The following is a 17,237-nucleotide window of genomic DNA, read 5'->3' as shown; positions in this document are numbered from 1 at the left end:
TTCTCGACAATCATCATGCACACCATAAAACATCTCTCCTTTCAGACCGGTTCCCCGATCCGTACGTCATGATTTCCCAATCATTGTAACACGGATGCCTGACAGCTTCCATCGGCGGCATGAAATTTTTTAAAACGGCCTAGTCGCCACCACCGCCGCCGCCATCTCCCCCGCCGCTGTCGCTGGACCCTCCGTCTCCCCAGGAGCTGTCGGAATCGCGGGTTCTGTCGTTGTCATTGTAAAACGACGTGGCTCCGCCTGAGTCTCCTCCGGAGGCATGACGTCTTCCAGGTCCTTCTTTCTTAAAGGCTAGCGACATAAATCCGATGAGCAGCACAAATGCGACAAGTACGCCAATAAAGATCTCCACTCCATCGCTCTCCTTCCGTTCTGTTATTTTCTACCTGTCCTAACAGTATAGCACGAGTTGCAGTTCTGGTTCACGCAATGCTGGTTTACGCAATGCCCGCACCCGCCATGCTGCCGCAAGTCACAGAACGATAGAGCAACAGTGGTATCAGCCTTTCAAGAGAAATTCGTTTCCATCCGCATCCTTGAACCGGGCGAAGCTGCCCCAGGCCATTTTCTTTGGCTCCTCCAAAAAGATTACGCCCCTTTGGCTCATTTCCTGATAGGCTTTGTCGATGTCTTCGCATTCGAATACGATCGAGGCCTTCATCTGCTCAGATCCGGGCATCATCGCTTTGGGATAGATGACGAGATGCGACTCGGCTCCCTCTGGACCGACTTCCAGCCACGAGGCATTGGGGGTCATCGGCTCGTCTCGATGTACGACAAACCCCACCTTCTCGGTCCAAAACTCGCGAGCCTTCGCCTGATCCTCCACGTAAACAGCCACTGTAGCAATTTTTTAATCATAACGATGTGCCTCCTGTAGTAAATGAATGTAGTCGCAAAGATGAATGTAGCCGTATTTACCATACCATATACCATACATTCTGCACACGGATGACCGTGCCTACGCATAGGTTCCCCAGAATAAACAGACAGGCCTCCTCACATGCCCGCTGCCTGATCGTCGCGAGGTGCAACTGCCAGGATGTTGGCCAGACAAAACACCCGGTATGCGCGGCGGGTATAGCAGTACGCCTTTATCCGGTCTCCGTTTACCGCAATAATTTTTACAGCTCGCTTGGTCGTCTCGCCGGAGCGGCTCAAGTAGATCAGCTCGACCGTCTGCTGCCGCTGGCAATATCGCTCCAATTCGCTTCTCATGATGTCACCACCACACAAGAACATTTGTTCCCATTATAACGAACACGCCTGATAAAAGCAAGAAACCCCTTCAAAGAGCGGACTACAGAGCATTCGTGCCTGCATTCGCCCTCCAAAGAGGTCTTGTTTCCGCATGCGAACAAGCCCATGCGAACCGCTATTTCTTTCTCGTCAACATCCGAGAACCAAGGAGAACAGCCCATGCTTTTTCTCCCTCTTTCCAGAAAAACGGAAGCGGCATCTCGTGCTTCCGGATGACCAACGTACGGCTGTCACTCGCCCGAAGCGCGAACTGTTCGCCGGCCATTTCCGCTTGCAGCATTCCGCCTGCAAAGGTTATACGTACGCTGCTGCCTTCCGCGCAGGCATAGGTGCCCACAAAGCGCTCCAGCTCCTCGACAGATGCCTCGTATTCCGGCTCTTTCTCCTGCTGCTCCAACGGAAGGCCCAGGGCGTTGCGGACAGCAGCGAGCCACAAATCCCGGACGGGCACATCCGCGACATTGGTCAAGACGACCGCGACAATTCCCTCTTCGGGCACAAAGCCGAAGTGGGACGAAACGCCCGGCTGCGAGCCCCCGTGCTCGACAAGCGTCATTCCTTCCCGGCCTAGAGTCGACTTCAGCGCGTACCCGTAGTACGTGTTTCTGCCGATCTTGTGGACCGGGTGCCACATCCGTCTGAGCGAAGCCTCGCTGACGATGTTTTCCCCCTGGCAATATCCGCCGTTTATGTAAAGCTGACCGTATTTGAGCAAATCCCGGACATTGGAGCGGATGCCTCCCCCTACCTCATAATTGCCCAGCAGGGGCCAGTCCGCCCTCTTCAGGCCATTGCCGTCCGAATCCTTGACATAAGGAACCGATACGTCGGACAGCCGTTTCACCTCTTCCAGGCTAAAGGTGGAGCGGTTCATCTCCAAAGGGTCAAGCAGCCTGCTGGTCACATGCCTGCGGAACAGGCGCCCTGTCACTCTCTCGACAATCAGCCCCAGCAGCAAAAAAGTGTCGTTGCAGTAGCTGAAATACTCGCCCGGTCTGCCCAGCAGCTCGTGCGGCTCCCCGGCCAGGTACTCCAGATGGTCCGACAGCCTGCACAATTCCTCTCTGCGGCGAATCGGCGCAAGGCCGGTCGTGTGGCTCAGCAAATGATGAATGCAGACGCTGGAGGTGTCCTCTAGCGATGCCAGAGAAAATTCCGGCAAATAAGCGTTGACCGGATCTTCGATGGACAGCTTCCCTTCCTCTGCCAGCTGCATGACCGCCATCGCCGTAAAGGACTTCGTCACGGATGCGATGCCAAATACCGTATCCGGCGTGACCGGTTCCTTCGTTTCCAGATCGCGCACGCCGAAGCCTTTTTGAAACAGCAGCTCTCCATGCCGGGAGACGGCAACCGCCGCCCCTGCGATTCTCTCCTCTTCCATTTTGCGGGACATATACTCCTCAAAAAGCGGCCACTGGCCTGCACTCACGGCTATTCCCCCTGTTCGGCGAATGGATGCGCATAAATCGTCCGGCCGCCTCTCCCTGTCGTCGTGACGGCCTGAGAAAGAGAATTGAGGATCGCTTCCTCCGTCGCTTCACTGGCTGCGGCGAACAGTTGATTCATTACCGGGTGGTCCTCGCGAAGCTGGGTCCTCGCTTCCGTTATCTGCTCCGCTGCATGGGGGATTTTATGCGCTGTTGAAAAGGCGATGCAAATGTCGCCGCTGCCGTGACTGTAATGGCTGCCCGTCCGGCCCAGTCCGATGCCCGTCCGCTTGGCCACGCGGAGCAGTTGGCGGTCGCTGAGCGGCGCGTCCGTGCCCAGCACGATGATGATCGATCCGTCCGGCGGGTTGTCCAGCGGGCGGACCCCTGACGAACGGAGCCACTCGTACCGCTCAGACTGGAAGTCTTCGGGCTTGCCGAAGTTGCTCAGCACGAGTACGCCTACCGTGTACTCCCCCTCTTGCGTCCGGATAAGCCGCGAGGAGGTTCCGATCCCGCCTTTGTGTCCAAAGCAGACCATTCCTTTTCCAGCGCCGACGGCCCCTTCCTCCGCTGGCTCCGCCGACGCCCGTCTGATCGCTTCGATCGCATGCTCCGGCTTTACTGCACACGCCCTGATCGAATTGAGATGGCCGTCGTTGCATTCTCCCACGACGATGTTGACCGTCCCCGTGGTATCGCCGATTTCGCTGTTTTGCTCCAGCATGTAGCTGAGCGTCCCCTGGGTGACAGCCGGTACGGAAAACGTATTGGTCAGCATGATCGGCGACTCCAGTACCCCCAGCTCGTTTACCTGAACCAGTCCGGTCGTCTTCCCGAAGCCGTTGAACACATAGCTTGCTGCTGTCACCTTTTCGCGAAAGAGGCTGCCGCTGTGCGGAAGGATCGCTGTCACTCCTGTACAGATGTACTCCCCTTCGCCCGATTCCAGCGGATAATCAAGCGTCACATGTCCTACCAGGACGCCCTCCACATCCGTCAAGCAATTTTTCCTGCCGGTCGGCAGCTTCCCGATGACGATGCCGCGATCGCGAATTTTTTTCCGATTCATATCCAAAAGCCCCTCTGTCTGCTCTTCGTTAACGCGGGCGCCGCTGCAGGAAGTTTTCGCTGGCAAAGCCCCGCACTTCGCTTTCTGAATACCGCTTCAATAGTTCGTTGAGCAGGTTGTCAATCATCCCTGCATGCTCCAGCCCCTCCACAAAGCTTTCAATCCCGTCAAAGTCGGAGCCAAGGCCGATCTGGCGGACACCGCCCAGCGAACAAAAGTGGTCGATATGGCGGATCAGGTCGTCGATCGTCGCCTGCCCGCCCTTCTTGACAAAATGCGGGTAGTAGACGATATGGATCATCCCGCCCTTGTCAAACATCGCTTTGGCCTGCTCATCGTACAGGTTGCGCGGATGGTCGCAAATCGCCCTGGCGTTGGAGTGGCTGGCGATCGGATAGTCCGCCAGCTCCATGACATCCCAAAAGCTCTGCTCGCACAGATGGGAAACGTCGGTCAGCACCTTGTGCTCGTTGTTTAAGCGGACGATTTCCTTACCGAACGCTGTCAAGCCGGCATTTCGCTTTTCCAATGCGCCATCGGCGGCCAGGTTGGCAAAATTCCAGGTCAGCCCGACAGAACGCACGCCGAGTTGGAACAGGATGCGAAGCTTTTTCAAATCATTGCCGATCGCATCCACGCCCTCCAGCGTCAGCATCGCCCCGATCTCGCCGTCCCCCAGAGTGTCGAGGTCGGCCCATTCCTTGACGTGCTTCATCTCGGGCTGCTTCAGGACCTCCTCGTAAAAGTAGTCGATCTGGTCCAGCACTGCTTGAAATTGCTGCTCGGATTTCAATTGCGGCGGCACGTAGAGGGCAAAGCATTGAAGCTTTACCCTCCCTTGCTTCAAACGCTCCAGATTGGTGTGCAGCTCAGCAGAATCCCTGAATGAAAGAGGTTCCTTGCTTTTCCACATTTTATAAAGGGCATCACAGTGAAAATCTACGATGTTCATCGCTTATCGTTCCTTTCCGAGCAGGTATATCAGGCTCTTTCAACAAATCGACCATCCGGAGTGCTTCGTTTAGATCGTTATGCGTCAGCAGACACCGTTGTCGTCGTCAATTCCTGGAAGTGCCGCTGGAGCAACCGGGTCATCGGCCCTGGCTGTCCATCTCCAATAAGCTTGTCGCCAACCTGGACGATTGGCATCACCTCGTTGGTTGTACTGGTGATGAACACTTCATCTGCCTCGTACAGCTCCTCGATGTCCACGTGCTTCTCCTCAAAGGGTATTGCGGCCTCCATAGCGATTTTCTGAACAGCCATTCGCGTAATCCCTGCGAGAATATGGCGGGACAGCGGCGTGGTCTGGATACGGGAATCCTTGATGACATATACATTGGTGCTGGTTCCTTCGGTCAGCTTTCCATCCCGATGGAGGATCGCCTCCAGGCAGCCTGCCTTGTGCGCCTCCTGCTTCGCCAAAATATTCGGCAAAAGGTTGAGCGATTTGATATAGCAATTCATCCAGCGTTCGTCTGGATGCAGGATTGCCTTTGCTCCCTTCTCCCTCAGCTCTGGCGGGATGCTGCGAAAAGGCTTGGCTGTCATCGAAATTGAAACAGGCGCATCCGGGAAGAGGTGATTGCGCGGAGCCATGCCTCTTGTAATTTGCATATAGACATCCAAATTGTCCAGACCGCTTCGCTCGATCAACTGAAAGATGATCTCCTTGAAGCTCTCGCGCTCCTGGTCAAACGGCAATGCGATCGCTTTTGCACTCATATACAGCCGGTCGAGATGCTCTTCCAGCATAAACGGCTTGCTATTATAGATCCTTATAAGCTCGTAGACGCCATCGCCAAATTGATGTCCTCTCTCATCTATTGGAACCACCGGATCGTTTGAATCAACAAATGTACCGTTAAAATAAGCTACGCTCATCTCAATTATCCTCCTTCAGTTAGATAAGTAACGGTGTTTCCCTGGCCGCTTGCGGCAAGCAGCCATCCTCCCTTTCAAAGTAATGTATTTTTTCGCACGAATCCAATAGAATAATGCCATATGCGTTATTAACATTTTCAATGAGGGGTTCAACATGAATGCGGAACAAATCGAAGCTTTTATTTTTGTCGCACTAACCGGCAGCTTCAGCAAAACAGCCGATCTTTTGTACTTGTCACAGCCGACCGTCAGCATGCGGATCAAAGCGCTGGAGAACACACTGGGCTGCAAGTTGTTCCAGCGTTCCGGCAATACCGTTTTTCTCACGCGGGAGGGGGATGTTTTTCTCCCATACGCCAAGAGCGTACTGCAATCGCTGCAGGACGGGCAGATGGCGATCCAGCGTTCATTCGGCCGTCTGGAAGGCGAGCTGGTCATCTCCGCTGTATTCGTGGCCGCTTTTTACATTTTGCCAGAGCTGGTGGAAAAATTTACGCAGCTCTACCCCAAGATCAAGCTGACAATTTTCACGGGTCACTCCCATCAAGTCCTGGAGATGGTGCTGCGCCATGAGGTGTCGTTCGGGATCGCGCGAGCAGTGAATCATCCCCAAATCAAGCGGGTCCAGCTCATGCCTGACGAAATGGTGCTGGCTGTCTATCCGGATCACCCGTTTCAAAACAAAACACAAGTTACGCTTGAGGACGTGTCGCGAGAAAAGCTGATTTTGTTTAACAGGGGATCTCTGGACTGGACGCTGGTCAATGGAGCGTTCAGCCATTATCAGCTAGAGAACAATGTTGTGATGGAAGCGGACAATATCGAAGTGGTCAAACGCATGGTGAAGCAGAGACTGGGAATCGCCTTCTTGCCGCGTTTCTCGATTCAGGAGGAAGTAGCAGCGGCTGACTTAAAGGAAGTGGAAGTGCTGAGCCTGCCGCATATCAATCGGAATTTTGAGCTGATTTACCACAAAGACGCGACGATAAACGGAATTACAAAGACATTTATTGACTTTTTGATTGCCAACCGGACCAAAGGATGACGGCATGCTTGACTGCCTGACTGCATGCTTGTCCGCCTGCAAAACGCTGCAGATAGGCCGATTGAAACAGCTCATTACTGTCGTGCCTGTTCCAAAAACGACAGGACAATCCGGTTAAATACAGGGGCTTGATCCATTGGCGGGAGATGGGCCGAGTCTGGAAGAAGGATTTTTTCAGCGTTTGGAATCCGCGCTTCAAGCTCCTCCGCCATCTTTTGGAAGTCTTCGTAATCTTTCTGCCCAGCGATCACCAGCGTAGGCACAGCGATCTCTTCAAGTCGCTCAATCGGAGGAGGCGCAAGCCAGAGCGGCGGGTTTTTCAGCTGCGGCAGATCGTAAGCGTGCGCTGTCATTTGGAGGTACTTTGCTCTCGCCTGCTGGCTTTCATCCCGTGCTGCTTGTCCTGGCCCGTCAAACCACATCCGGGCCGACATTTCTACGGTCTCTTCCTTTGTACCTGTTTCATAGATTTCGACAAAGCGGGCAAAATCCTGCATCCTTCGCTCAGACCGCGGATACCCTGTCAAGGTCGGAGATACGAGCACAAGGCTTTTCACCATCTCCGGGTAGGCCAGGACAAGCTCCTGTGCGACTACACTGCCAAAGGAGTGGCCGACAATGTGAGCCGCGGCTATCCCGAGTCCTTGCAGCACTGCTCTGGCATCATCGTAGAGGGTAAACGGCTCTTCTGCATTCGGTGTCTGTCCCATCCCTCGCAGGTCAAAGCTGATGACCCGATACCGCTCGGAAAAGGCGGAAAGCTGCTCGGCCCACATCCGCGTGTCCAAATTGAGACCGTGAATCAATAGAAGAGGCTCTCCTTCGCCACACGCTTCATAGTAAAAAGACGTGCCGTTTGCTTCTATAAACCCCGCTGCTCTCCCTGAAGTTTTTCCCATTTTTTGTCACCTCCCTTTCACTATCTCACAGATGCCGTTAAATATCCAGAAAATATCGAAGGAACATATATTTTTCACAATTTTATCGCGCAACGAAAAAAGCAGCCTGAGCAGAAAACAAATTTTCTGCTCGGCTGCTGCTGTTGTCAAACCTTATGTCCCATCCTGTACAACGAAGCCACTCGTCTCTTAGCGGCCGCTCTTCATCTCTGTCCAGTAGCGGTCGTACTCCTGGAGGGTATCCCCTACGTCAACGAGCCACTCTGCGCGAGCCATGTCCTCTTTATCCAGGAAGATCATCTTGTTTGCGCGGTATTCTTCGCTGTGCAGCGGATAGGCCTTTTCGTTCGGATTGCTGTAGCCGATCCACTCGTAGTTTTTCACGCTTACTTCCGGGTCCATCAGGTAGTTGATGAACTTCTCCGCCAGCTCCTTGTGCTTGGCGCCTTTCGGAATTGCCAGGGTGTCTGCCCAGATCGTTGCGCCCTCTTTCGGCACGACGTATTCGACATCCGGGTTCTCGCCGTTGATGATCGCTGCGTCGCCGGACCAGACTGTACCGATCCACGCTTCCTCTGCGATCATTTTTTGCTTGATGTTGTCCGTGTCAAAAGCGACTACGCTCGGCAAAAGCGTTTTTAGGTCTGCAAATGCTTTTTCCAGCTCGCCCTTGTCCTTGGTGCTGTTGGAAAACCCGTTTTTGATCAGCCCGACGCCCATGACCTCACGCGGGTCGTTGAGCATGATGACACGGCCTTTGTACTCCGGATTCCACAGGTCCTGCCAGCTGGTGATCTCGCCTTTCACGTACTTTTTGTTGTACGCGATTCCCGTAATTCCCCAGGTGTAGACGAGCGAATGCTTGTTGCCCGGGTCGAACGGCGGCGTTTGGAAGGTAGAAACAATATTTTTTTCGTTCGGGATATTTTCTTTGTTCAGTTCTTCCAGAAGCCCCAGCTTGATCATGGTGGCTACCATGTAATCCGACGGCTGGATCAGGTCGTAGCCGGATGCGCCCGCCTGGATTTTCGCCAGCATTTCTTCGTTGCTGCCGTAAATATCGTAGTTTACCTTGACGTTGTACTTCTGTTCAAAGTCCTTGATCACGTCAGGATTGAAGTTGTCTGCCCAGCTGTAGATATTCAGCACCTGCTCCTCTTCGGTAGAAGAAGAAGAACAGCCTGCGGCAGTAACGGCAAGAGCGGCGGCCACGGCGCCAATCATCAGGGATTTCCACTTTTTCATCTTTCTTTTTCAACCTCCAGTCTTTTGTTTGGGTGTATGTCCACTTAAAAAGTGAGCGACTTGGAATCTTTGCGGCGGAACAACTCAGCCGCAACAACGAGCAGTACAGTAAAGACGATCAGCAGCGTCGACAGGGCGTTTACCTCAGGAGATACACCGCGTTTGACCAGTCCGTAGATGTACAGCGGCAAGGTCGTCGAATTGGGACCCGCTACGAAAAACGAGATAACAAAATCGTCCAGCGACAAGGTAAAGGACATCAGAAACCCGGCGATAATACTGGGTGAAATCAAAGGCAGCGTGATGTGACGCAAGGTCTCCCACGCAGTCGCGCCCAGATCCTGCGCCGCTTCTTCCAGCTCCTTGCCCATGTCGGCCAGCCGCGTGTTGATGATGACGATCACGTACGGCAGACTGAAGGTGACGTGAGCCATGATCAGCGTCAGTTTGCCCAGCTCGAGATGAATCTGGCTGAACAAGACCAGCAGAGACAGACCCATCATGATTTCCGGGATAACGATGGGCAAGTAGGTCAGCCCGTTGAACACGCTTCTCCATCTGAGCGAGTAGTGCTTCATCGCAAGCGCGGCAGCGGTGCCAAACACAGTCGCCAGCACACTGCTGATCAAGGCGATGCTCAGGCTGTTCCACAAAGCCTCCATGACCTGCCTGTTGTCAAACAAAGATACGTACCATTTCCAGGTAAAGCCCGACCAGACAGCATTGATCCGCGAGTCGTTGAACGAATACAGCATCAATACAGCGATCGGCAAGTATAAAAAGACGAGCATGGCCCAGGAATATCCGGCCATTGTACGATGTCTCAGCGCTTTCATGCCGTCCCCTCCTTTGCCTCGGCGGCGTTGACCGCGCGGTAGTAGAGGTAGATCAACACCATGGACAGCAGCATCAGGACGATCGAGAGAGCAGACCCGAACGGCCAGTCACGAGCTGACAAGAACTGATTTTGGATGACGTTTCCCATCAGCGCGGACTTCGCTCCGCCCATCACGTCGGGCACGACGAACATCCCGATCGAGGAGACGAAGACCAGAATCGAGCCGGTAATGACACCCGATTTCGTCAAGGGAAGGGTTACGTGCCAAAACGTCTTCCACGGCGTTGCGCCCAGATCGTAGGCGGCTTCCAGCTTCCGCCTGTCGAGCTGCTCCAGCGAAACGTAAATCGGCAGGACCATGAACGGCAGCAGCGTGTACACCATCCCTACCATCACCGAGCCGAAATTGTACAGCAAGGGCAAAGGCTCTTGAATCAATCCGGTCGAGAGCAGGAACGTGTTGATCACTCCCTGCGAACGCAGGATGATGACCCAGGCGTAGGAACGGACCAGAAAGTTGATCCAAAACGGGATCATGACGAGCAGCAGCCAGATCTTCTGGGCAGACCGATCCATGCGGGAAATGTAGTAAGCCATCGGGTAGGCGCACACGAGAGAAATGGCCGTTGTCAGCACCGCTACGAGAAAGGTGTCAAAAAAAATCTGAATGTAGAGCGGATCGATCATCCGGGCGTAGTTGTTCAGCGTAAACTCATAGACGACCTGCCCGTATGTTCCGCGCTTCATAAAAGACAGCGCAGTAATCATCAACATCGGCAAGACGAAGAGCGCCCCCAGCCAAACGAAAGCCGGCAGCGCCAAAATCTTCAACTGCTTTCCGTTTTTCAAGTGAGCATCACCTCGTCTGCCTGCGACCATCCGATCGCCACCTGATCCCCTGCCTGCCAGCCCCGGCTCTCTGTCGCGTACTCATGAGCCAGCACCGTCATCTCCTCGCTCTCGAGGCGGATAAACAGCTTGCTCATGTTGCCGAGGAAAACCATATCGGTGATCGTGCCGTTTTTGCGATGCTTGTCCAGCTCGGAATCTTTCGGATAGATCTTGATCTTCTCCGGTCTGACCGCAATGCTGGCATCGCCGCTTCTGAAAATATTGTTCTCCCCGATAAAGGTAGCGACGAACAGCGTCTTGGGATGATTGTAGATTTCTGCCGGCGTGGCAATTTGCTCGATCCGCCCTTTGTTCATGACGGCGATGCGATCAGACATAGCCATCGCTTCTTCTTGATCGTGCGTTACGTAAATAAATGTAATGCCCAAATTTTTCTGCAAATTTTTCAACTCAAGCTGCAAGCTTTTTCGCAACTGGTAATCCAGTGCTCCCAGCGGTTCGTCAAGCAGCAGCACTTTCGGGTTGTTCACGATCGCCCGCGCGATCGCCACCCGCTGCTGTTGCCCTCCGGAGAGCTGCTTCGGCGTACGCTTGCGCAGCTCGACAAGCTGCGTGTACTGCAGCACTTCCTCCAGCCTCCGCTGTTGCTCCGCCGCCTCTACTTTCTTCATCTTCAGTCCAAACAGAATGTTCTGTTCGACATTCATGTGGGGGAACAGGGCGTATTGCTGGAAAACCATGTTCATGTCCCGCTGATAGGGAGGAATGCTGGTCAGCGCCTTGCCGTCCAGGTAAATTTCCCCCGCTGTCGGCTGCTCAAAGCCGGCAATCATGCGGAGCAGTGTCGTCTTCCCGCAGCCGCTTGGCCCCAAAAGCGTTAGAAATTCCCCTTCCTGGATGGAAAGGGAGAGTGGCGGAACCACGACAGAACCGGAAAAGTGTTTTTCAATTGATTCCAGATTTATCATCGTTTTCATTCGGTCATCTTCTCACAATATGTCTATTTGCTCATACCAATCTAGGTAAATATATCGTGTATGACACGTTTTGTAAACAGTTTCGAAAGGTTGCGCAAACTTTTTTTGCCGACAGGAGAAAACCTTGCTGCTCCTGAAGAAAAATGCTTCCCGACCGTTCAATCACCCTCCGGCTGTCAGCTTCAATCCGACAATCCCCGCAATGATGCAAAGCAAGAAGACGATCCGCATGATATTGCTCGGCTCCCCAAATGCGATCATGCCGACAACGACCGTTCCAAGCGCGCCAATGCCCGTCCAAATCGCATATGCCGTCCCGATTGGAAGCGCTTTGAGTGCCATAGACAAAAAGTAAAAGCTGATGCCCATGCCAACTACAGTAATTGCACTCGGCACCAGCTTGCTCCACCCTTCGCTGTATTTCAACCCGATCGCCCAAACGACTTCAAACAATCCCGCAATCACCAAATAAACCCAAGCCATGCTGCCATCCCTCCTGATGTTCCCCCTTATTGTTTCAAACACCGAAGGAACTGATACCCGGCCAGGGTTATATTTCGGCCTGCAAGAACGCGAGAGAGCATGCTCAGTGACCTTTGCGGCCCACCTGCTGAAAATAACCTATCCATTCTTTACACACACTACTACCAGCAATTTAGCGAAACGTCAAAAAAAGAGGCTTTCAACAGCTCAAGGCTCGGTTGAAACCCCTGTCCTCTCTTTATATAATTACGCTATTAATAGGAATCAGGAGGGTACACCCTTGAACACTCTGGCGTATGGATTGCTTGGACTGGTAGCGCGTACACCCAGCTCCGGCTATGACCTGATGCTCCAACTGCAACCGTTCTGGCAGGCCAAACACAGTCAAATCTATCCTCTGCTGGCCAAGATGGAGCAGGAGGGCTATTTGGAATTTACGCGGGTTCCGCAGACAGATCGGCCAGACAAGAAAGTGTATTCCATTACAGAAAAAGGGCGGACTGCACTTCGCGAGTGGCTGACCCAGTCCACCTCCGAGCCGGTCCTGCGCGACGAGCTGTTTCTGAAAACGTATTGCCTCTGGCTGACTGACCGCAACACCGCTCGAAAGCTGTTTGAAGAAAGAGAAGCCCATTGCCTGGAACAACTGAACATGTATGAAACCTTTTTGGAAGAGCTGAAGCTTGCTTGCGACGGTACGCCTCAAGACCACGGTTCACCGTATTTCGGCGAATACATCCTCTTGAGCAGGGGAGTTAGCAGTATGCGCGAGGAGCTGAACTGGTGCCGCTGGGTGATGGAGCTGCTGGATCAGCAGGCTTAATTTACGCTGCCTGTCCTTGGACCTGGCTGCAGCGTTCCATTGTGGTGGCGCCGCTGCAGCCGTTCCCTGTCTTTCATGTTTATTCTGCCTGCAGGGCATCCACCTCCGCGAGGGTCGGCAGGGAAGGCTGCGCTCCGTGCCTGGTCACGGCAATCGCCGCAACCCTGCTGGCGAATGTGCCCGCCTCTTCGTCGGTCATCCCCTTTGCCATTCCGACGGTAAAGGCTGCCGTAAAGGAATCCCCCGCAGCCGTCGTATCCACCGCCTGCACTTTAAGGGCGGGGATGTGTGTCGCTCCATCCGCATTGACGATGAGCGCCCCCTTCTCTCCCATCGTCACAACGATACGCTTCGGACCTAGTCCGAGCAGCTTTTCCGCAGCCGCTTCGATTTCGGACAGCGTCTCTACGGGCATTCCCGACAAAAGCTCAAGCTCCGTTTCATTGGGAGTGACCGTATCGACATGCCGCAAAAACGAAGGCGACAGCGATTGGGCGGGAGCCGGATTCAAAACAACCAGTTTGCCCCTATCATGCGCCAGTTTGACTGCATATTCCACGACTGCAAGCGGGATTTCCAGTTGAACCAACAGAACGTCACAGCCCTCCAGCAGCCGTATGTGCCGATCAATGTCCGCCTTTCCCATCATGCCATTGGCGCCCGGAACAAGCACAATATTGTTCTCGCCGCGGCCGCTGACGTTGATCAAGGCCATTCCCGTCGTCCCCTCCCTCCCGATGCCTCCTGTATTTACGAGTGAATCAGCCAAGCTTTCCAGCAGCATGTCCCCATATGTATCGCAGCCCACCTTTCCGATCATATGCACGTTAGCGCCCAGCCTTGCCGCGGCTACAGCCTGATTGGCGCCCTTCCCTCCCGGAATGGTTTGAAACGATGTGCTCGTAATCGTTTCCCCCGCTTTCGGCAAGCGAGGGACGTGCGATACGAGATCCATATTGAGACTGCCGACAACAACAATATTCATCTCTGATTTCCCCGCTTTCTAACATCGCCTGTTTCTCATTCTCTCCATTTTCGCTTCTCATCCCTTCGTTTCCTTTGATTCCGATCAGTCCGATCGTTTTCCCTGTCGGACTCCATCCTTGCCAGAGGAGAGATTTACATAAATTTTCTAAATAATGGAAACAAAAAATTCTGAATCTTATGTTTGACAAGATTATCCTTAATCGCTTACTATTAGACCTATCCGATATGTAACCGGTTACACACAATGATCAAAAACACTCGCAAACGCCTGAAAAATCTAGGTTTTCACCCTTTTTCATCAATATGTAATCGGTTTTTCATTGCAATCCTGATTACAAAGAGGATGGTGCTGATTGGCAACGATTAGAGATGTGGCTAAGCTCGCCGGTGTCTCGGTAGCAACTGTCTCCCGTGTCATCAACAAGAACGGTTACGTCAACAAAGAAACGGAACAGGCCGTGCAGCAGGCCATCAAAATGTTGAACTACGAACCGAACAAAGTGGCGAGAGGCTTGGCCAGCAAAAAAACGGAAACGATCGCACTCATCATGCCCGATATTTCCAACCCGTTTTTTTCCGAGCTGGCCCGTGCAGTGGAAGACGTCGCTCGTTTGTACGGGTATACCGTACTGATCTGCAACTCCGACAACGATTCCGGCAAAGAGCAAACGTATATCAACGTGCTGAAAAAACGGTATGTTGACGGCATTCTGTTTGCCACGCATTCATTGAAGGCGGCCGATATCAGCGCCATGAACGAAGCCGGCATTCCACTCGTCCTTCTCGATCGTGCTCCTTCAAAAGCCTCCTGTTATGTCGTCCGCTCCAAGAATTACGAGGGAGCGACCCTGGCTGTCCGCCATCTGCTGGAGATCGGGTGCAAAAAAATCGCCCACATCTACGGACCGCAGGAAACGGCGACAGGAAAAGAGCGACTGCTCGGCTACGAGGACTCCGTCCGTCATTTTGAGTGGTTTACCCCGAGCCTGATGGTCCCCGGCCACTTCCGGATCAACGGAGGGATGGAGGCCGTCGAACATCTGCTGGCCCGTCATCCCGACGTGGACGGCATCTTTGCCGGCAATGACCTGATGGCGCTCGGGGCTTTGAAAAAATTGCAGCAAATGGGCTTGTCCGTTCCGAATCAAGTCGCCCTGTGCGGCTTTGACGGCATCGAGCTGACCGTAATTACCGAGCCGGAGTTGACGACCATCTCTCAGCCGATTTATGACATGGGAGCATTGTCGACCCGCTTATTGATTCAAAAAATCGAGGGAGTGGCTGTTGACAATCAAATCTATGAATTCGATGTGGAATTGATCGCAAGAGGCTCTACGAGAAAGGACATGAAAACACCATGAGACAACCAAACATTGTGGTCATCGGGAGTCTGAATATGGACATCGTCGTCGAAGCTCCCCGTTTTCCACAAGTGGGAGAGACCATTACAGGCACCAGGGCTCACTTCATCCCCGGCGGCAAAGGCGGGAATCAGGCCGTAGCCGCTTCCAGGCTGGGAGCACATACCGTCATGGTCGGAATGGTTGGTGACGACGCTTTCGGAGGAGCGCTGACACAGTCGCTTGCAGACAACCAGGTCGTCACCAAGCGCGTGACCAAGACTTCCGATGCTCCTACTGGTCTTGCTTCTATCATGATTGCTCACGATGACAATCACATTGTCGTCGTTCCTGGGGCAAACGCACTTTGCCTGCCCGAGAATATCGAAGGACTCGAGGAGACAATTGCCGCTGCCGATCTGGTCCTCCTCCAGCTGGAGATACCGTTGGAGACAGTAGTCGCTTCGGCACAGCTGGCGAAGCGGCACGGGAAAACCGTCATTTTGAATCCAGCACCTGCTCAAAAGCTTCCTTTGGGCCTGATGCAGTCTGTCGACTACATGACGCCAAACCGCTCCGAGCTTTACCTGCTCACCGGTATTGACCCTTATGGAGACGGCCTCGAAAAAGCAATCGATGCCCTCCTGGAAATGGGTCCCCGCTGTGTGGTCACTACACTTGGCGCAGCAGGCTCTGTGTACAAGGAGTCGGGGAAAAATCTCGTATCCGTCCCGGCCCATCATGTGCAGGTCATGGATACGACCGGCGCCGGCGATGCTTTCAACGCTGGCCTTGGCTACGCCCTGTCAATCGGCTACGAACTGGACAAGGCCGTCCGCTTTGCCGGAAAAGTATCGGCACTTGCCGTTACCCGATTTGGCGCACAGGCTGGAATGCCAACGCTGGATGAAGTGAAAGCGTTCGCATTGCAGCTCCTGCAGCCGGAATAATTCCATCGGTTTCACTAATTTTCATATAAAAAATGGGGGAAACAACATGAAGAAAAGTCTGTTGGGAAAAATTGGAGCAAGTCTTTTGATTCTGTCCATGGCCTTGACCGGCTGCGGCGGAGGTTCCGGAGCTGACAACGCTGCGAAGCCGAAAGAGGCGAGCAAAGGCGATGCAAAAACAGATGCATCGGCAGAAAAGAAATTGTCTGTCGGCTACTATGTAAGCGGAAACCTGGGAGACAGCGGGTTCTTCGACTCCGCGAAAGAAGGACTGGACAAAGCGGAAAAAGAGCTGGGCATCGAAGTAAAAACCGTTCAAGGCGGAGCTAACCAATCCGACTGGCCTACCGGTCTGGAATCCATGGTCGCAAGCAAAAAATACGAGGTCATTGTCGTTGGGACAAGCCAAATGAAAGAAACGACGATCGATCTGGCCAAGCGTTATCCTGAGCAAAAGTTCATCTATTTTGATGAAACCATTACCGATGTGCCAAACATCTACTCTGTGAGATACAACCAACGCGAAGGCTCCTTCCTGGCTGGCGCTTTTGCCGCGATGGTAACTACGAGCACAGATTTGAAAGCGGCCAACCCGGATAAAACCATCGGCTTCCTCGGCGGTATGGACATTCCGATCATCAACGACTTTAAAGCTGGTTATGAGCAAGGCGCACAGTTTATCGATCCTGAAGTAAAAGTCATCTCTTCCTTTGTCGGCGACTTCAACAATGCGCCAAAAGGCAAAGAGCTGTCCCTGGCCCAATACAACTCCCAAAACGTTGACATCATCTTCACCGTTGCTGGTCCTGCAGGTATCGGCGGTCTGGAAGCGGCTAAAGAATCCGGCAAATATGCAATCGGTGTCAACAGCAACCAAAACATGGTACAACCGGGTCACGTTCTTACCTCTATGCTGAAAAACGTTGGAAACTCGATCTACCGCGCCGTCGATTTGTACAAAAAAGGCGACCTGCCATTCGGCCAAAACGAGTCTCTCGGTATTTACGAAGAAGGTGTAGGCCTGGCGAAGGACGATCTGTACAACGAGCATGTTCCGCAAGCAATCCGCGACAAGATGGACGAGCTTCAAGTAAAAGTAGTCAGCGGAGAAATCAAGATTAAACAAGATTAATC

Annotated in this window: 19 protein-coding genes; 5 read left to right on the top strand and 14 right to left on the bottom strand. The window is 53.2% G+C overall.

The window, feature by feature from the left end; genetic code table 11:
• Positions 1 to 139: 139 nt before the first annotated feature.
• From V5G20_RS07850 to dat, 7 genes are all read right to left on the bottom strand, one after another.
• Positions 140 to 370 carry a hypothetical protein gene (locus V5G20_RS07850; RefSeq protein WP_003388974.1) on the bottom strand — a complete coding sequence of 77 codons (231 nt, stop codon included), beginning with the start codon at positions 368 to 370 and terminating at the stop codon, positions 140 to 142.
• A 147-nt stretch (positions 371 to 517) separates the two neighbouring features.
• A complete protein-coding gene (locus tag V5G20_RS07845; protein ID WP_338463324.1) occupies positions 518 to 847 on the bottom strand; it encodes a VOC family protein in 330 nt (109 codons plus the stop codon).
• Between the two features lie 170 nt (positions 848 to 1,017).
• Positions 1,018 to 1,236 (bottom strand): hypothetical protein, encoded by a 219-nt coding sequence (locus tag V5G20_RS07840; RefSeq protein ID WP_003388971.1) that lies wholly within the window; start codon positions 1,234 to 1,236, stop codon positions 1,018 to 1,020.
• A 157-nt stretch (positions 1,237 to 1,393) separates the two neighbouring features.
• The gene (locus tag V5G20_RS07835) at positions 1,394 to 2,710 is read right to left on the bottom strand and encodes a serine hydrolase domain-containing protein (protein ID WP_031931862.1); all 1,317 of its coding nucleotides are present in this window, start codon (positions 2,708 to 2,710) and stop codon (positions 1,394 to 1,396) included.
• Between the two features lie 2 nt (positions 2,711 to 2,712).
• A complete protein-coding gene (locus V5G20_RS07830; protein WP_122957888.1) occupies positions 2,713 to 3,780 on the bottom strand; it encodes a P1 family peptidase in 1,068 nt (355 codons plus the stop codon).
• 28 nt (positions 3,781 to 3,808) lie between these two features.
• The gene (locus V5G20_RS07825; protein WP_003388968.1) at positions 3,809 to 4,732 is read right to left on the bottom strand and encodes a dipeptidase; all 924 of its coding nucleotides are present in this window, start codon (positions 4,730 to 4,732) and stop codon (positions 3,809 to 3,811) included.
• Between the two features lie 77 nt (positions 4,733 to 4,809).
• Complete coding sequence (dat, locus tag V5G20_RS07820) at positions 4,810 to 5,664, bottom strand: D-amino-acid transaminase (protein ID WP_003388967.1); 855 nt, start codon at positions 5,662 to 5,664, stop codon at positions 4,810 to 4,812.
• A gap of 154 nt (positions 5,665 to 5,818) precedes the next feature.
• Between dat and V5G20_RS07815 the strand changes: the two genes are divergently transcribed.
• Entirely contained in the window at positions 5,819 to 6,709 is an 891-nt protein-coding gene (locus V5G20_RS07815) for a LysR family transcriptional regulator (protein WP_003388966.1), read from the top strand.
• A gap of 74 nt (positions 6,710 to 6,783) precedes the next feature.
• On the opposite strand, the gene V5G20_RS07810 is transcribed toward V5G20_RS07815, so the two are convergent.
• The 6 genes from V5G20_RS07810 to sugE form a co-directional block, all read right to left on the bottom strand.
• Complete coding sequence (locus tag V5G20_RS07810; RefSeq protein ID WP_031931863.1) at positions 6,784 to 7,608, bottom strand: alpha/beta fold hydrolase; 825 nt, start codon at positions 7,606 to 7,608, stop codon at positions 6,784 to 6,786.
• A 189-nt stretch (positions 7,609 to 7,797) separates the two neighbouring features.
• The gene (locus tag V5G20_RS07805) at positions 7,798 to 8,853 is read right to left on the bottom strand and encodes a polyamine ABC transporter substrate-binding protein (protein WP_003388964.1); all 1,056 of its coding nucleotides are present in this window, start codon (positions 8,851 to 8,853) and stop codon (positions 7,798 to 7,800) included.
• A 44-nt stretch (positions 8,854 to 8,897) separates the two neighbouring features.
• Positions 8,898 to 9,689 carry an ABC transporter permease gene (locus tag V5G20_RS07800; RefSeq protein ID WP_003388963.1) on the bottom strand — a complete coding sequence of 264 codons (792 nt, stop codon included), beginning with the start codon at positions 9,687 to 9,689 and terminating at the stop codon, positions 8,898 to 8,900.
• Positions 9,686 to 10,570 carry an ABC transporter permease gene (locus V5G20_RS07795; RefSeq protein ID WP_171506418.1) on the bottom strand — a complete coding sequence of 295 codons (885 nt, stop codon included), beginning with the start codon at positions 10,568 to 10,570 and terminating at the stop codon, positions 9,686 to 9,688. Before V5G20_RS07795 ends, V5G20_RS07800 begins: the two co-directional genes overlap by 4 nt.
• Entirely contained in the window at positions 10,537 to 11,520 is a 984-nt protein-coding gene (locus V5G20_RS07790) for an ABC transporter ATP-binding protein (protein ID WP_003388961.1), read from the bottom strand. Before V5G20_RS07790 ends, V5G20_RS07795 begins: the two co-directional genes overlap by 34 nt.
• Before the next feature lie 162 nt (positions 11,521 to 11,682).
• Positions 11,683 to 12,003 carry a quaternary ammonium compound efflux SMR transporter SugE gene (sugE, locus tag V5G20_RS07785; RefSeq protein ID WP_003388960.1) on the bottom strand — a complete coding sequence of 107 codons (321 nt, stop codon included), beginning with the start codon at positions 12,001 to 12,003 and terminating at the stop codon, positions 11,683 to 11,685.
• A gap of 280 nt (positions 12,004 to 12,283) precedes the next feature.
• Between sugE and V5G20_RS07780 the strand changes: the two genes are divergently transcribed.
• The gene (locus V5G20_RS07780; RefSeq protein ID WP_003388959.1) at positions 12,284 to 12,826 is read left to right on the top strand and encodes a PadR family transcriptional regulator; all 543 of its coding nucleotides are present in this window, start codon (positions 12,284 to 12,286) and stop codon (positions 12,824 to 12,826) included.
• A 79-nt stretch (positions 12,827 to 12,905) separates the two neighbouring features.
• Here V5G20_RS07780 and rbsK (V5G20_RS07775) read toward each other — a convergent pair whose 3' ends face one another.
• On the bottom strand, positions 12,906 to 13,811 hold the full coding sequence (rbsK, locus tag V5G20_RS07775) for a ribokinase (protein WP_003388958.1): 906 nt from the start codon (positions 13,809 to 13,811) through the stop codon (positions 12,906 to 12,908).
• Positions 13,812 to 14,166: 355 nt separating this feature from the next.
• Between rbsK (V5G20_RS07775) and V5G20_RS07770 the strand changes: the two genes are divergently transcribed.
• From V5G20_RS07770 to V5G20_RS07760, 3 genes are read left to right on the top strand one after another with little or no spacing between them, the layout of a single operon-like run.
• On the top strand, positions 14,167 to 15,174 hold the full coding sequence (locus V5G20_RS07770; protein ID WP_003388957.1) for a LacI family DNA-binding transcriptional regulator: 1,008 nt from the start codon (positions 14,167 to 14,169) through the stop codon (positions 15,172 to 15,174).
• Positions 15,171 to 16,103, top strand: coding sequence for a ribokinase (gene rbsK / locus V5G20_RS07765; RefSeq protein WP_024983927.1), 933 nt, complete (start codon positions 15,171 to 15,173; stop codon positions 16,101 to 16,103). The genes V5G20_RS07770 and rbsK (V5G20_RS07765) overlap by 4 nt, the downstream gene beginning before the upstream one ends.
• A 46-nt stretch (positions 16,104 to 16,149) precedes the next feature.
• Positions 16,150 to 17,235, top strand: a complete 1,086-nt coding sequence (locus tag V5G20_RS07760) for a BMP family lipoprotein (RefSeq protein WP_338463323.1) — start codon at positions 16,150 to 16,152, stop codon at positions 17,233 to 17,235.
• Positions 17,236 to 17,237: the final 2 nt, after the last annotated feature.

It is taken from the genome of Brevibacillus borstelensis, assembly GCF_036700025.1.
GTDB classification, from domain to species: domain Bacteria; phylum Bacillota; class Bacilli; order Brevibacillales; family Brevibacillaceae; genus Brevibacillus; species Brevibacillus borstelensis.
This window is presented reverse-complemented; position numbering and strand designations above follow the sequence as displayed.